We start from the raw sequence: 14388 nt of genomic DNA, 5'->3' as shown, positions 1-14388 counted from the left end.
CGGCGCGCTTTTGCTGGAATTTCTCTAGTGCTCTACGACATCAAACTTCATCTGCATTACGATTATGCCGGCGCCGCCGGCGGCGGCCGGCACCAGGTTCGGGTCATGCCGCAGACGATTGCCGGGGTGCAGCGGGTAATCGCCGCCTCGCTGTCCTTCGCGCCAACGCCTGCGGAGCGCGCCGATTTCACCGATTTCTTCGGCAACAACGTCACCTCCATCGCCTTTCGCGACGCGCATGAGACGCTCGACATCCGAATGAGCGCACGTGTCTCGGTCTCGCGGCCTGAGCCAGGTCTCGATGTCTCGCCCGACATTCATGGCCTGCGGGCCGAACTGGAGGCGGTGCGCTTGCTGGCGCCGGCTTCGCCGCATCATTTCCTCGCCGCAAGCGACCACGCTGGGATCGACGCGGCGATCACGGCCTATGCGCGGCAAAGCCTCGCCGGCTCGGCGGTCGCTACGGCGGTCGATCTTTGCAACCGCATCCACCGCGACTTCACCTATGACGGCAAGGCGACGACGGTGCAGACCCGTGCCAGCGACGCCTTCGCGCTGAAGCGCGGGGTCTGCCAGGATTTTTCGCATATCATGATCGCCGGTCTGCGCGGGCTGGGAATCCCGGCCGGTTATGTCAGCGGCTTCCTGCGCACCATCCCGCCGAAGGGCAAGCCGCGGCTCGAAGGCGCCGACGCCATGCATGCCTGGGTCAAGGCGTGGTGCGGGCGCGACGCCGGCTGGCAGGAATTCGACCCGACCAACGGCATGCGGGCGAGCAACGATCATATCACGGTCGGCTACGGCCGCGACTATTCCGATGTGGCGCCGATCGTCGGTGTGTTGAAGACGACGGGCGGCCAAGCCGGCGAGCAGGCGGTCGACGTCATTCCGGTCGTCGTCGAAAAGGTGTGACGACAAACCCGATTCCCGATAGGCGCTTCTCAAGCACGACTGCCGTCGGTATCCTGGGCACTCCAATCAATCGGCTACGACTATCTGGCGGACGAGGCGGGAATGATCCTCGAGGCCGTACCGGCCGGGCGAGAGTATTTTCCCGCCCATGCCGACGATGGCGGGCTCTTGATGGCGGATGTATCGGCCATCTGGCACGGCTGAGAAGTGCTTTCGGAACCAGTCACCGGCGCGCGGCTTTATCTACGGACAATTTCGCGGAGCCCGCATGTTGCAGCGGTCACAATCGTCCCCGGCCCGTTCAGCTCGGGACGAGGAAACGCGGAGGAACGGTGCGCAGACCTCCGCCGAGAGCGCGTCGCTCATCTATGTGAGCGATGCCGATCCCGGCATCCGCAGGTTGAGGAAAGGCGCGGGATTTTCCTACCTGGGACCCGATGGCAGAGCCGTCGACGAAACCACGCTTGCCCGCATCAAGACGATCGTCATTCCGCCGGCCTGGACGGATGTGTGGATCTCACCCGATCCGGACGGCCATATCCAGGCGACGGGCCGGGACCAGCGCGCCCGCAAGCAGTACCGTTATCACCCGCAATGGACCGAGGAACGCGACGGCGTCAAATATTCGAGCCTCGTCGCCTTCGCGGAAAGCCTGCCCGCTCTCAGGCGTCAGATCGATGCCGATTTGCGCCGGCACGGGCTGCCTCTGGAGCGCGTTGTCGCCTCGGTGGTCTGGCTGCTCGACAACACCATGATCCGGATCGGCAATGCGGCCTATGCGCGGGACAACAAGAGTTTCGGGCTGACCACGCTGCGCGACCGTCACGTCGAGATCACGGGTTCCAGCCTGCGCTTCGCCTTCAAGGGCAAGTCCGGCAAGGAATGGAAGCTGAGGCTGGTTGATCGCCGCATCGCCAAGATCGTGCGCGGCGCCCAGGATCTGCCCGGGCAGAAACTGTTCCAGTATCTCGATGAGGATGGAGATCGGCGGCCGGTGCGCTCGGAGGACGTCAATCGCTACATTCGCGAGGCTTGCGGCGCCGATTTCAGCTCCAAGCATTTCCGCACCTGGGGCGGTACCATTCATGCCGCCTCGCTGTTTGCTCAGACCGAGCTTCCTGAAAACAAGACGCAGCAAAACCGGGTGATAAACAGCGTCGTCGACAAGGTCGCCGAGCGGCTGGGCAATACCCGTGCCGTCTGCCGCAAATGCTATATTCACCCCATGGTGTTCGAGGCGTGGGCCGAAGGGCGCCTGCTTGACGAAATTGCTGAAGCCAACAAGCGCAAACGGCTGATGTCCGGCCTCGACGAGGAAGAAGCGCTGGTGCTCAGATGGCTGCAGGCGCACGGCGCCTGACGACCGGCCGGAAAGGTCGCCAAGCTCGTGATCGCGCGCTGAATTTTTTTATCGACCTTGTGTCGGGAAGGGTCCTACTGTCGCGTCCTTTGATACGGAAAGGACCTGCCATGCTCTACGCCATCCTCTGCTACGCCTCCGAAGACGTTGTCTGTTCCTGGAGCAAGGAACAGGACGACGAGGTCATGGCAAAGCTCCTCAACGTGCAGGATAAATACGCCAAGGCCGGCCGGCTCGGGCCGGTGGCGCGCCTTTTGCCGACGACTGCCGCGACCACGCTGAGAAGGGTCAAGGGCGAAGCGATCGTGCTCGATGGCCCGTTCGCCGAGACCAAGGAACAATTTCTCGGCTTCTACACGCTCGAATGCCGCGACCTCGACGAAGCCGTGGAGTTCGCCCGTGAGCTTTCCGAGGTCAATCCGAGCGGCGGCTCCTACGAGATCCGGCCCGTTTCGGTATTCAATCCGACAAAGGTCGCCGTATGACCGAGCTTGCCTGGATAAGCACCGCAATCGGCAACGCCCGTCCGCAGGCGATGGGCGCGCTGCTGCGCTACTTCCGCGACCTCGACGCCGCGGAGGAGGCTTTCCAGGATGCATGTCTCAGAGCGCTCAACAACTGGCCGAAGAACGGGCCGCCGCGCGATCCGGCCGCCTGGCTGATCTTCGTCGGCCGCAACAGCGGCATCGACGCGGTGCGCAAACGCGCCAAGCAGGCGCCGATGCCGGAAGAAGACCAGATTTCCGATCTGGACGACGCCGAGAGCGACATCGCCGAGCGGCTCGATGGCGCGCATTACCGCGACGACATCCTGCGGCTCCTGTTCATCTGCTGTCATCCGGATTTGCCGGCGACGCAGCAGATCGCGGTGGCGCTGCGCATCGTCTCCGGCCTCACCGTCAAGCAGATCGCGCGCGCGTTCCTGGTCGGCGAGAGCGCCATGGAACAGCGCATCACCCGCGCCAAGGCTCGCATTGCCGATGCCGGCGTGCCGTTCGAAACGCCAGGCGCCGTCGAGCGTTCGGAGCGGCTCGCCGCTGTCGCCGCGATGGTCTACCTGATCTTCAACGAAGGCTACTCGACCAATGGCGGCGAGGCGCCGGCCCGCGCGCCGCTTTGCGAAGAGGCGATCCGCCTCGCCCGTCTGCTGCTCAGGCTCTTCCAGGCCGAACCGGAGATCATGGGGCTGACCGCGCTGCTGCTTCTCCAGCATGCGCGCGCGCCGGCGCGTTTCGACGAGAATGGCGAGATCGTCCTGCTGGAGGACCAGGATCGGTCGCTCTGGAGCCGCAAGATGATCGACGAGGGCCTGGCGCTGGTCGACAAGGCGCTGCGTCACCGCAAACCCGGCCCTTACCAGGTGCAAGCGGCAATCGCGGCACTGCATGCCCGCGCGGCGACCGCCGAAGACACCGACTGGACCGAGATCGACCTGCTCTACGGCCTGCTGGAGCAGATGCAGCCGTCGCCGGTGGTGACGCTGAACCGCGCCGTTGCGGTCAGCAAGGTCCGCGGCCCGGAAGAAGCGCTCGCCATGATCGAGCCGCTTGAAGACCGGTTGTCGGGCTATTTCCACTTCTTCGGGCTGAGGGGCGGGCTGCTTATGCAGCTTGGCCGCAACGAGGAGGCGCGTGTCGCCTTCGACCGCGCCGTCGCTTTGGCCAACACCGCCGCCGAGGCGGCGCATATCCGCATGCATATCGATCGGCTGATCAAGGAAAGCGCCGAAAAGTCTTCTTTCCAAAAAGCGCGCTGAGCCGGCTCCAGATCGGGATGACGTTTCGTTGAATCGTCATCCTGATCTAACTCTTTGTTAGAGCATGATCCGAAAATCGGTTCTCGGGATCATGCGCTATCGTCTGGCCCAATTTCGCGACCCGGCCTTGGACCATGCCGGGGTGGCGGTTTTTCCCCGAAACGAGTAATGCCACGCCATGAAAGCGCCCGGCTGTGCCCAACGGTACGGACCACGACATGGCGCATGGCTTCCACTTCCGCTCTATGAGAGGCGGGATCTGAAAGGGACAAAAAATGACATTGGCGAAGGAAACGGCGTCACTTCTGGAGAAACTCGGTGTTGCCAGGGATGCGCTTTCGGGCGGCGACCTGATCGTGCGCAGCCCGGTGACGGGCGAACAGGTCGCGGCGCTGAAGTCGATCTCGGCCGCCGATGCCGGCAAGGCTATCGATGCCGCGCACAAGGCCTTCCAGGCCTGGCGGCTGGTGCCGGGCCCGAAGCGGGGCGAACTGGTGCGGCTGCTGGGCGAGGAATTGCGCGCGCATAAGGACGAGCTCGGCCGGCTGGTGTCGATCGAGGTCGGCAAGATCCCGTCCGAGGGGCTGGGTGAGGTTCAGGAAATGATCGACATCTGCGATTTCGCCGTCGGTCTCTCGCGGCAATTGTATGGTCTTACCATCGCCACCGAGCGCCCAGGACACCGCATGATGGAGACCTGGCATCCGCTCGGTGTGGTCGGCGTGATTTCGGCCTTCAACTTCCCGGTCGCGGTGTGGTCGTGGAATTCCGCGCTTGCCTTCGTCTGCGGCGACTCGGTGGTGTGGAAGCCGTCGGAAAAGACGCCGCTGACGGCCCTTGCCTGCGAGGCGATCTTCAAGCGCGCCGCCAAGCGTTTCGGCGCCGACGCGCCGGAAGGCCTGCTGCAGGTCCTGATCGGCGACCGCGTCGCCGGCGAGGTGCTGGTCGACCATCCCAAGGTGGCGCTGGTCTCGGCGACCGGCTCGACCCGCATGGGCCGCGAGGTCGGTCCAAGGCTCGCCAAGCGCTTCGCCCGCGCGGTGCTGGAACTCGGCGGCAACAATGCCGGCATCGTGTGCCCCACCGCCGATCTCGACATGGCGCTGCGCGCCATCGCCTTCGGCGCCATGGGCACGGCCGGCCAGCGCTGCACGACGCTCAGGCGCCTGTTCGTGCATGACAGCGTCTATGATGCGCTCTTGCCGCGGCTGAAGAAGGCTTATCAGTCCGTGTCGGTCGGCAATCCGCTGGAAGGCAAGGCGCTGGTCGGTCCGCTGATCGACAAGGCGGCCTTCGACAATATGCAGAAGGCGCTGAAGGAAGCCGAAGCGCATGGCGGCAAGGTGACCGGCGGCGCGCGCGTCGAAAACGACCATCCAGACGCTTATTATGTGCATCCGGCGCTGGTCGAGATGCCGAAGCAAGTGTCTCCCGTGACGGAAGAGACCTTCGCGCCGATCCTCTATGTGATGAAATATTCCGATTTCGACGAGGCGCTGGAGCAGCACAACGCGGTCGGCGCCGGCCTGTCGTCTTCGATCTTCACCCGCGACCTGCAGGAATCGGAGCGGTTCCTCGGCGTCGACGGTTCGGACTGCGGCATCGCCAACGTCAACATCGGCACCTCGGGCGCCGAGATCGGCGGGGCGTTCGGCGGCGAGAAGGAGACCGGCGGCGGCCGCGAGAGCGGCTCGGATGCCTGGAAGGCCTATATGCGCCGCGCCACCAACACGGTGAACTTCTCCAAGGCGCTGCCGCTCGCGCAGGGCGTGTCCTTCGACATCGACTGAATCGGAACGGCGCCGCCAAAGCGGCGCCGTTTCTCAGAAAGCCTTGCCGGTCGCCGGATCGAAAAGACGCAGCGTGTCCGCGTCGAAGGCAAACGCGCATGGCTGGCCCTTGGCGACGCGGGCTTGCGGCGGCAGCGTTGCCGTCAGCCTTTGCGTGCCGATTCGGGCGGTGGTGACCTGCTCGGGGCCGGTCAGTTCGACGACGTCGATCTCGACCGGCAGCGACAGGTCGCCACCGTCCGGATCGAGGCGGAGCGCTTCCGGCCTTACGCCGACAATGACCCGGGCGCCGCCACGGGCCGCATTTGCGTAGCGTGCCGGCAGCGCCAGCCGCGCATCGGTGCCGGCTATCGCGAGCGTGCCGTCCTCGACAACCGCTTCCAGCATGTTCATCGCCGGCGCGCCGACGAAGCCCGCGACATAGAGCGTCGCCGGGTGATTGTAGATCTCCTGCGGCGTGCCGAGTTGCTCGATGCGGCCGTCGCGCATGACGGCGATGCGGGTCGCCAGCGTCATCGCCTCGATCTGGTCGTGCGTGACATAGACGACCGTGGTGCGCAGCATCTCGTGCAGGCGCTTCAATTCCGTGCGCATTTCGAGGCGCAGCTTGGCGTCGAGGTTGGACAGCGGCTCGTCGAACAGGAAGACCTGCGGCTTGCGCACCAGCGCCCGGCCGATGGCGACGCGCTGGCGTTGGCCGCCGGACAGCTGGCCGGGCTTGCGGTCGAGCAGGTTCTCGATCTGCAAGAGCCTCGCCGCCTCGCGCACCGCCTTGTCGCGCTCGACGCCAGGAACCTTGCGCATCTCCAGACCGAAGCCGATGTTGCGGTGAACGGTCAGGTTCGGATAGAGCGCGTAGGACTGGAAGACCATGGCGATGTCGCGGTTCTTCGGATGTACGCCAAGCACCGACCGGCCGCCGATCAGCACGTCGCCGCTGGTTGCCTCGGCGAGACCCGCGATGATGTTGAGCAGGGTCGACTTGCCGCAGCCCGACGAGCCGAGCAGCACCAGGAACTCGCCGTTTTCGAGCGCGATGTCGATGCCTTTCAGCGTCTCGACGCTGCCGTAGTTCTTGCGGACATCGCGGATTTCAAGCGCGCTCATGAACGGCATCCTCGAACTGGATCGGCCCGCCATAGTCGCGGGGCAAGGTTGAGATGGCGCGCGACGCCACCCGGATGGCGGCGGACAGGCAGTCCTTCAGCGGCCGGCCTTGTGCCAGTGCAGCCAGGAAGGCTGCGTTGAAGACGTCGCCGGCGCCGATCGTGTCGACGACAGCAACGCGCGGGGCTGTCGCCTCAATGAGATCGCCGTCGGCGCCGATGGCTATCGCGCCGTCCGGGCCGCGTTTGACGACGACCGTCGCTCCATCCTTCATGCCGTCGCGGATCCTGCGCGCCGCTTCCGCCGGGATTACCAGGCCGGCCAGCGTGGTCGTCTCGACCTCGTTGAAGAGGGCCAGTTCGCAGCGCGACAGCCAGCCGCGCGCCGCGGCGCAGTTCGCTTCCGTCCAGCCGTCGATCGGCCAGCCGGTGTCGAGCGCGACGGCGATGCCATGCGCATCGGCCCAGTCGAAGAAAGCGTCGTAGTCGCGCGTCAGGTCCTCGGTGAGGAAAGAGCCGCAGAGCAGCGCATGGCCGCCGGAAAGCCGTTTTCCATCGAGCACGGAGAGCACGTCACCCAGGCTGAAGCGGGGCAGGTGGCCGCGCGTGGTGAAGAAGGTGCGCTCGCCATCGGGATGGGTCATGCCGACCGACAATGTCGTGCCTTCGGGACGAACCGGCCATTTTCGCGCGCGGCCTCCGAAGGCTTCCCGCAGCCAGCGGCCAAACTGGTCGTCACCGAGATTGGCGGCGATGTCGAAATCGATGCCCAGCGCCTGCCAGGCCAGCGCCGTGTTGCCGGCCTGGCCGCCGACCCGCAGGTCGTCATGGTCGACGACGGTCTCGGTGCCTGCTTTTGGCCAGGGCGCGACCGGCCCGACGATCAGGTCGACATTGACGTTGCCGATCACCGCAAGCGGCCGCATCATTCGCTCCGCGTGATCTTGGTGGTGCGCACCGGCGTGCCGGCATTCTCGACGCGGGAATCGGCGAAGGCGATCATCAGGCGCTGCGCCACCGGCAGCATGGCAAAGATCGCAGCGAGCCCGGAGGCGGGCTTGAACCTCAATGTGACGGCGCCTGCGACTTCCGGTTTGCCGGAGGCATCGAAGACAATGAGCCGCGCGCCGGCCTCTACGACCGAGGCGGCCATGGCGGTGACGAGGTCGGATGTCGGATCGTCACCGCGGAAGAGGACGATGCCGATTCTTTCGCTGAGCATCTCCATCGGCCCATGGCGAAGCTGGCCGCCCTCGAGGGAGTAGCAGGGCAGGCGCGACAGTTCCGTGAGGCCGAGCGCCAATGCTTCAGCCACACCTTGAAGGCTGCGGCCGGATGTGACCACGGTCGCCACGTTGGCGAGGGCCGCAAGCGCTGCGTCGATCGCAACCGTCTCCGGCACTTCAAGCGCAGCAAGCGCGGCGTCGGGATCGTCGCCCAGCGCGGCCAGGATGGCGAGATGCAGAGCGAAGGTCACGGTCAGGCTGCGGGTCGCGGCAAAGGCGAGCTCGGTACCGCCGGCGCCGACGAGGCAAGGCACAGTCCGACCCAGGAACGAGCCTGCCTCCAGCGTCAGCCCGAAGGTCTCGGCGTGATCGGCGGTCTCGGCAAACCAGCGCAACACTTCGGCGCTTTCGCCGGACTGCGAGGTGACAATCACCGTCTTGCCGACGAGCGGCAGCGGCTGGCCGAGTTGTTCCGAAAGCGGCAGCGCGATGGCATCGATGCCGTGCGCGCGATAGAGCGGCTCGACAGCGCGGGCGACGGCATGCGAGGCGCCCATGCCGAGCAGGACGAGCCTGCCGTTGCGCCTTATCGAGGTGGCGACCTTGGCAGCCACCTCCCGATTGCTCTCGAACGAGGCAAGCGCGTCCTCATGCTGGCGCGCCATCTCGCGGTCGATCGCGACAAGGCCTGCCGGGCGTCTCTTTTCTGCAGTCATCATTATCCTTTCACGCCGCCGCTGGTGAGACCCGAGATCAGCGCGCGTTGCATGACGAGGCCGATCATCACCGGCGGCAGGGCCGCAAGCACACCGGCGGTGGCGATCAGTCCGTAGTCGGAAACGCGGCCGCCGGCGAGATCGGCGATGGCGACCGTCAGCGTCTTTGCCCGCTGGTCCGAGGTGAAAAGCAAGGCGTAGAAGAATTCGTCCCAGGCAAGCAGCACGGCAAACAGCGCCGATGTCGCCACCACGGGTGCCGCCAGCGGCAAGGTGATGATGCGCCAGGTCTGGAACAGTCCCGCTCCGTCGATCATGGCGGCGGCCTCTATCTCGCGCGGGATGGAATCGAATCCCGATTTCATCAGCCACGTGGTGAAGGGCGCGAGGATGGTCAGATAGATCAGCGCCAGGCCGAAGACATTGTTGAGCAGGCCGAGATAGGACAGGCCCATATAAAGCGGCACGGAGAGCGCCACCGGCGGCAGCATGTAGGTGGCGATCACCATCGACAGCGACCAGCCGATCGAAGGCGTGCGCGAGACGGCCCAGCCGGCGGGCACGGCAAGCACGACTGCGGCGAGCGTCGCCATGCCGGCGACTTCCAGGCTATTGCGCAGCGATGCGGTGAAGGCGGCGCCGGCACTGTTCTCGACCGTCGACAAAAGCTGCGCGTAACGGGAGAAGTCGGCCACTTGCGGCCACCAGCGCAGCGGCTTGGCGGCGAGATCGGCCGCCGGCGATATGCTCATGACGAACAGCCAGGCGAGCGGCGCCAGGATCACGGCGGCGAGCAGGATGGCGCAGACATAGATGAAAGCGCTGAAGACCGGGCCCTTGCGTTCCATCAGGTCGCGCTCCCGGCGGTCTTGCGGACCAGCGTCGCGTAGGCGACCGCAAGCACGGTGACGAGCAAGGTGACGATCAGCGCCAGCGAGGCGCCGGAGCCGGCCCGCTGGAAAGAGAAGGCCTCCTGATAGACGAGGATCGACAGCGAGCGCGTGCTGTTGGCCGGGCCGCCGCGGGTCATCACCCAGATGATGTCGAAGACCTTGAACGCCTCGATGGTGCGCAGCACCAGCGCCACCATCAGCGGCCCGGCGAGATAAGGCAGGATGACAAAGCGGAAGCGGTTGAACGGGCCGGCGCCATCGACAAGCGCCGCGGCGGTTATGTCGCGCGGCACCGCCTGCAGCGCGGCGAGCGCGATCAGCGCCACGAGCGGAAAATTCTTCCAGCAATCGGCGACGATCAGCGCGGCAAGCGCCGTGCCGGGCTCGCCCAGCCATGAGCGGTAGTCGCCAATGATATTGAGCTGCGTCAGCGCGGCATTGAGCGCGCCATATTCGGGATTGTAGATCAGCCGCCATAGCGTCGCGTTGACGACGGTGGGCAACGCCCAGGGCAGGATCATCAGCCCGCGCAGCACGGCGCGGCCGCGAAATTCCTGGTTGAGCAGAAGTGCCGCAAGAACGCCGAGCACCATCTCGGCGGCGACCGAGACGACCGCGAACCAGGTGGTGGTCGAGAGCGTGCGGGTGAAATTCGAGCTCGTCAGCATTTTGGTATAGTTGTCGAAGCCGACGTAGTTGCCCGCCGTTCCGACCAGCTGGGCGTCGGTGAAGGAAAGCCTGACGGTATCGACCAATGGCCAGCCGATGACGGCGACCATGATCACCAGCAGTGGCAGCATCAACAGCCACGCGCGAAGCGTCATCCAGGTGCCTGACATCAGAGGCGCCTCTCTTCCTTCATCCGGTCAGAAATGGCACGGGCGGCGCTCGTGGATGAGGCCGCCCGTGCGTCGAGAAACCGAGATCAGAGGCCGCTGTTTTCGGCGGCGCTCTTGAGCGCGTCTTCCGGCGTCGTCTGGCCGAGCAGCGATTCCTGGATCGCCTGCTGCAGCGCCGTCGACAGCTGCTGGTATTTCGGCGTGGTAGGGCGCGGATACATGGCGGCGAGACCAAGCTTGGCGGCGGCGATCAGCTCTTCCTGACCCTTGGTGACGGCCGGATCGTCATAGGACGAGGCCCAGATCGGCAGCGAGAGCTTGGCATACTGGTTCTGCGTTGCCTGCGAGGTCATGAACTCGATGTATTTCCAGGCTTCGTCCTGATGCTTCGACACCGCCGTGATGCCGAGGCCCATCGAGCCGTTCACAGCCGAAACCTCGCTGGTGCCGGCAACGCCCGGCGCCGGCACGACGCCGACCTTGCCGGCGACCTTGGAGTCCTTCGGATCGTTGGCCATGTTGTACATGTAGGTCCAGTTCAGCGCGAAGGCGGCATCGCCGTTCTCGAATACCTTGCGGACATCCTCTTCGAGGAATTCCTTGGAATTCGGGTTGGTGAGGCCCGACTTGTAGCTGTCGACCATGTATTTCAGCGCCGACAGGCCGCCGCCGTTCTGGAAGTCCGGCTTGCCGTCCTTGAGGAAGTCGCCGCCATAGGCGCTGACCAGGGTCGTGTAGTCGCAGATCGCGGCTTCGGCCTGCGACCAGCTCCAGGCGATGGGGGTCTTCAGCAGGCCCTTGTCCTGGATGGCCTTGGCCTGCTCGCCAAGCTCTTCCCAGGTCTTCGGCGGCGCCTTGATGCCGGCCTTCTCCAGGATTTCCTTGTTGTAGAACAGGTATTTGGTGTCGAGGATCCACGGCATGCCATAGTACTTGCCGTCATACTGAACGGTGGTCCAGGCGCCGGGCAGCACGCCCTTCTTCATGTCGTCGGTGATCTTTGACGATACGTCGACCAGCACCTTATTGGTCGCGTATTCGGCCGGCCAGATGACGTCGAACAGGACCACATCGTAGCCGCCGCCCGACCCTTGCGCGAGCACCGTCTTGTCGTGCAGGCCTTCATAAGGAACGAATTCGAGATTGACCTTGATGTCAGGGTTGGCCTTGGTGAAGGCTTCCGTCATCGAGCGCACGTCGGCTTCGCTATAGGCCGCCTGCGCCATGAAGAGCGCGTTCAAGGTGGTTTCGGCGAAGGCGTGAGGGACGAAGAGTCCGCCAACGAACACCGCACCCAGAAGTGTCTTACCGATCGATTTCAGCATTTGTCTTTCTCCCATTTTCGACAGCTGCGAGTGGGCGGCGAAGGCTGTGCCGCTTCCTCGAATGCGCCTCGCGTGTGACCGGATCTGTCCCGAACGGCGTGCGGCGAGAGCTCGAGGCATCTGCCGTCTTTTTGTCGAACCGCCTGGGTTTCACCTATTAAGTCAATTCGCTTGACTTAATTAGTCGATCAATCTTTTAATGGAGTCAAGAGGGGAAACGACAGTGCACGACATCAGTCCGATCCGTGCCAAAAGCGGCACCAACCAGGAAGGCACGAGCGCGCATAACCGCCGCGTCATGATCGAGGCGCTGCGGCTCAACGGCGCGCTTTCGCGCGCCGACCTGGCGCGGGCGACGCAGCTTACCAAGCAGGCGGTTTCCAACATCATCGAGGATCTCGAGCAGGATGGCCTGGTCGTGGCGCTGGACGCGGTGCGCAAGGGCAGGGGGCAGCCTTTCACGCCCTACCGGCTGGTCCCCGAGGGCGCCTTCGCCATCGGCCTGCAGATCGACCGGCATCTGACGCGCGTCGTGGTGGTCGACCTTGTCGGCAAAGTGATCGCCCGCGCCGAGGCGGGGCTGCCGTTCGACGAGCCATCGGCGGGCGTCAAGATCATCCTCGGCCTCGTCGACCGCGTCAGGCGCGAACTGGCTTCTTTGTTTGCCCAGTCGGAGCGGCGGCTGGTTGGACTGGGCGTCGCCATGCCGGGGCCGTTCGGGCTGAAGAACCCCGACAACAAATGGATGATGCCGGCCTGGCAGCAATTTCCGCTGGTGGAGGCGCTTGCGGCCGGTACCGGGCTTGATGTCGGCCTGCAGAACGATGCGGCTGCCTGTGCGACGGCGGAGCGGATCGTCGGCGCAGCGCATGGCGTCGACCACGCCGTCTGTCTTTATGTCGGTTATGGCATAGCCGCCGGGCTGATCCTCAACGGCGAACTCTATAGCGGCGGCAACGGCAATGCGGGCGAGGTCGGCATGGCGCTGCTTTCGCCGGCCGGTCCAGGCTCTACGCCGTTGGAGCACCGTGCCTCGCTCGCCTCGCTCTACCAGCATCTCGGCGTCGACCCCACCGAGAAAGGGCTTTACGAGAAGCTTGGCGCGCTGTCGCTTGCGCAAGACCCAAGGGTCATGGGCTGGGTCGAAAGAGCGGCCTCCGACCTGCGCTGGAGCGTGCATCTGATCGAAACGATCTTCGATCCGCAAACGGTCATCCTGACCAGCAGCGCACCCGAGGCGCTGGCCCGGCTTCTGCTCCAGGCCATGCATCCGCTGCTGCCATCGATTGCGGATCGCCCCGTTCGGCGCCTGCCACGCCTGCAACTCGGCACCACCGACCCCTGGGCGATCGCCGTGGGCGCCGCGGCCGAGCCGATCAGCCGGGCCTTCGATCCGCGTTTTTCCGCTATTCTCAAGGCCGGGTAGGAAAGCGCAAGTCAACGGGTCCCGGGCGTCGTGCTGGCTGCAAAGGCCGCGTCGAAGGCCTCGTCGACGACCGCGAGCTTGGACGCCTGAACGGCCATGTATTCGTCGAAGAACTGCCGCGAGACCCACATCACGGAATGGCCGCGCTGGCCGACCCAGCCGATGCTGCCGAGCGTCTCGGCGTCATGGAGTTTGCGCGCCAGATGGGTGCGCGAGAGCTTCAGCCAGTGCGCGAATTCACTGACCGAGATGACGCTGGTCGGTATCCGGTCGAGATGAGCGTCCTCCGGATCGACACCCGACATCAGCCAGTCCATGACGATGCCGCCGTTATTCAGCCAGATAAATAACGAGAAGGTCTGACTTGGTTCCCGCACGTCCTGGCAGGTCAGCAATCCGTCGGCGATCAGCGGCTGCAATGTGGGCAGCATGTCGGGTCGATCGAGAAAGGTCGCCAGCCGGCTTCCGCTGTCTATCTGGTCCAGCGTTCTCAGATGCGCATGGATCCAGCCGGTGAAGGTCTCGATGGTGCCCTGAGTGACCCGCAAGGGGTGGGCACGGCCATCACCGCTGACCGAAATATATTCGGCGATGTTGTAATGCAGCATCTCCTTGACGAAGGCTTCGGCGGTGTTGCGGCTGGCGACGGAATTGCGGCGCACGACCTCGATGAAGCGCGCGATCGTCATTTCGGTGCGGCGGTCATTGGGATCACGCCGGAAATGCAGGGCAAGGCCGACATGACCGAGCAGCCAACGCTGCTGGGTGGCAAAGACGGCGGCCAGCCGCGGACTTGTTTCGTAAATATGAATGAGCGCGCGCGACTGTTCCTGGACACCGCGAAGCGCTGCCGGATGACGGGCGATCTCTGCGGGACTCAGCGGCATTTCCTGTGGCACTCCATGCGATTCCAAGCAACGACAAAAGAAGATTCCCAGTCTTCGCCGGTTGTGTCCAGTTGTTCATTGGAACAAAGGCGAAAGAGTTGCCGCAGGCCGCGTTGTTGCGACCAAAGCCAGCACAGCAAACGCGCCGGTCG

Annotated in this window: 13 protein-coding genes; 6 read left to right on the top strand and 7 right to left on the bottom strand. The window is 64.8% G+C overall.

Going from position 1 to position 14388, the window contains the following annotated elements; translation table 11 throughout:
- The first annotated feature begins 27 nt into the window (after positions 1–27).
- From YU3_RS0104300 to YU3_RS0104275, 5 genes are all read left to right on the top strand, one after another.
- On the top strand, positions 28–912 hold the full coding sequence (locus YU3_RS0104300) for a transglutaminase family protein (protein WP_027165082.1): 885 nt from the start codon (positions 28–30) through the stop codon (positions 910–912).
- A 268-nt stretch (positions 913–1180) separates the two neighbouring features.
- Positions 1181–2272: a DNA topoisomerase IB gene (locus YU3_RS0104290; protein ID WP_027165081.1), complete on the top strand. Its 1092-nt coding sequence runs from the start codon at positions 1181–1183 to the stop codon at positions 2270–2272.
- A 110-nt stretch (positions 2273–2382) separates the two neighbouring features.
- Positions 2383–2757, top strand: coding sequence for a YciI family protein (locus YU3_RS0104285; protein ID WP_027165080.1), 375 nt, complete (start codon positions 2383–2385; stop codon positions 2755–2757).
- Positions 2754–4028 carry an RNA polymerase sigma factor gene (locus YU3_RS0104280; RefSeq protein WP_027165079.1) on the top strand — a complete coding sequence of 425 codons (1275 nt, stop codon included), beginning with the start codon at positions 2754–2756 and terminating at the stop codon, positions 4026–4028. The genes YU3_RS0104285 and YU3_RS0104280 overlap by 4 nt, the downstream gene beginning before the upstream one ends.
- 275 nt (positions 4029–4303) lie before the next feature.
- On the top strand, positions 4304–5818 hold the full coding sequence (locus tag YU3_RS0104275) for an aldehyde dehydrogenase family protein (RefSeq protein ID WP_027165078.1): 1515 nt from the start codon (positions 4304–4306) through the stop codon (positions 5816–5818).
- A 33-nt stretch (positions 5819–5851) separates the two neighbouring features.
- On the opposite strand, the gene ugpC is transcribed toward YU3_RS0104275, so the two are convergent.
- The 6 genes from ugpC to YU3_RS0104245 all read right to left on the bottom strand — a co-directional run bounded on the left by ugpC (position 5852) and on the right by YU3_RS0104245 (position 11923).
- Positions 5852–6925 (bottom strand): sn-glycerol-3-phosphate ABC transporter ATP-binding protein UgpC, encoded by a 1074-nt coding sequence (gene ugpC / locus YU3_RS0104270; protein WP_027165077.1) that lies wholly within the window; start codon positions 6923–6925, stop codon positions 5852–5854.
- Positions 6912–7850: a PfkB family carbohydrate kinase gene (locus tag YU3_RS0104265; RefSeq protein WP_027165076.1), complete on the bottom strand. Its 939-nt coding sequence runs from the start codon at positions 7848–7850 to the stop codon at positions 6912–6914. The genes ugpC and YU3_RS0104265 overlap by 14 nt, the downstream gene beginning before the upstream one ends.
- Positions 7850–8872 carry an SIS domain-containing protein gene (locus YU3_RS0104260; RefSeq protein ID WP_027165075.1) on the bottom strand — a complete coding sequence of 341 codons (1023 nt, stop codon included), beginning with the start codon at positions 8870–8872 and terminating at the stop codon, positions 7850–7852. The genes YU3_RS0104265 and YU3_RS0104260 overlap by 1 nt, the downstream gene beginning before the upstream one ends.
- On the bottom strand, positions 8869–9714 hold the full coding sequence (locus YU3_RS0104255; RefSeq protein ID WP_027165074.1) for a carbohydrate ABC transporter permease: 846 nt from the start codon (positions 9712–9714) through the stop codon (positions 8869–8871). The genes YU3_RS0104260 and YU3_RS0104255 overlap by 4 nt, the downstream gene beginning before the upstream one ends.
- Positions 9714–10598: a sugar ABC transporter permease gene (locus YU3_RS0104250; protein ID WP_027165073.1), complete on the bottom strand. Its 885-nt coding sequence runs from the start codon at positions 10596–10598 to the stop codon at positions 9714–9716. Before YU3_RS0104250 ends, YU3_RS0104255 begins: the two co-directional genes overlap by 1 nt.
- Before the next feature lie 86 nt (positions 10599–10684).
- Entirely contained in the window at positions 10685–11923 is a 1239-nt protein-coding gene (locus YU3_RS0104245) for an extracellular solute-binding protein (RefSeq protein ID WP_027165072.1), read from the bottom strand.
- 223 nt (positions 11924–12146) lie between these two features.
- On the opposite strand from YU3_RS0104245, the gene YU3_RS0104240 reads away from it, so the two are divergent.
- Complete coding sequence (locus YU3_RS0104240; protein ID WP_027165071.1) at positions 12147–13349, top strand: ROK family transcriptional regulator; 1203 nt, start codon at positions 12147–12149, stop codon at positions 13347–13349.
- 11 nt (positions 13350–13360) lie between these two features.
- Here YU3_RS0104240 and YU3_RS0104235 read toward each other — a convergent pair whose 3' ends face one another.
- A complete protein-coding gene (locus tag YU3_RS0104235; protein WP_036257873.1) occupies positions 13361–14236 on the bottom strand; it encodes a hypothetical protein in 876 nt (291 codons plus the stop codon).
- Between the last annotated feature and the right edge of the window lie 152 nt (positions 14237–14388).

Origin of the sequence: Mesorhizobium sp. WSM3224 (genome assembly GCF_000427725.1) — a bacterium.
GTDB lineage: Bacteria > Pseudomonadota > Alphaproteobacteria > Rhizobiales > Rhizobiaceae > Mesorhizobium.
This window is presented reverse-complemented; position numbering and strand designations above follow the sequence as displayed.

Bases quoted from the DNA above. Each gene is read 5' to 3' on its own strand.
- YU3_RS0104250 (WP_027165073.1), bottom strand. From the start codon at position 10,598: ATGTCAGGCACCTGGATGACGCTTCGCGCGTGGCTGTTGATGCTGCCA.
- YU3_RS0104255 (WP_027165074.1), bottom strand. From the start codon at position 9,714: ATGGAACGCAAGGGCCCGGTCTTCAGCGCTTTCATCTATGTCTGCGCC.
- YU3_RS0104245 (WP_027165072.1), bottom strand. From the start codon at position 11,923: ATGCTGAAATCGATCGGTAAGACACTTCTGGGTGCGGTGTTCGTTGGC.
- YU3_RS0104265 (WP_027165076.1), bottom strand. From the start codon at position 7,850: ATGCGGCCGCTTGCGGTGATCGGCAACGTCAATGTCGACCTGATCGTC.
- YU3_RS0104235 (WP_036257873.1), bottom strand. From the start codon at position 14,236: ATGCCGCTGAGTCCCGCAGAGATCGCCCGTCATCCGGCAGCGCTTCGC.
- YU3_RS0104285 (WP_027165080.1), top strand. From the start codon at position 2,383: ATGCTCTACGCCATCCTCTGCTACGCCTCCGAAGACGTTGTCTGTTCC.
- YU3_RS0104280 (WP_027165079.1), top strand. From the start codon at position 2,754: ATGACCGAGCTTGCCTGGATAAGCACCGCAATCGGCAACGCCCGTCCG.
- YU3_RS0104275 (WP_027165078.1), top strand. From the start codon at position 4,304: ATGACATTGGCGAAGGAAACGGCGTCACTTCTGGAGAAACTCGGTGTT.
- YU3_RS0104290 (WP_027165081.1), top strand. From the start codon at position 1,181: ATGTTGCAGCGGTCACAATCGTCCCCGGCCCGTTCAGCTCGGGACGAG.
- ugpC (WP_027165077.1), bottom strand. From the start codon at position 6,925: ATGAGCGCGCTTGAAATCCGCGATGTCCGCAAGAACTACGGCAGCGTC.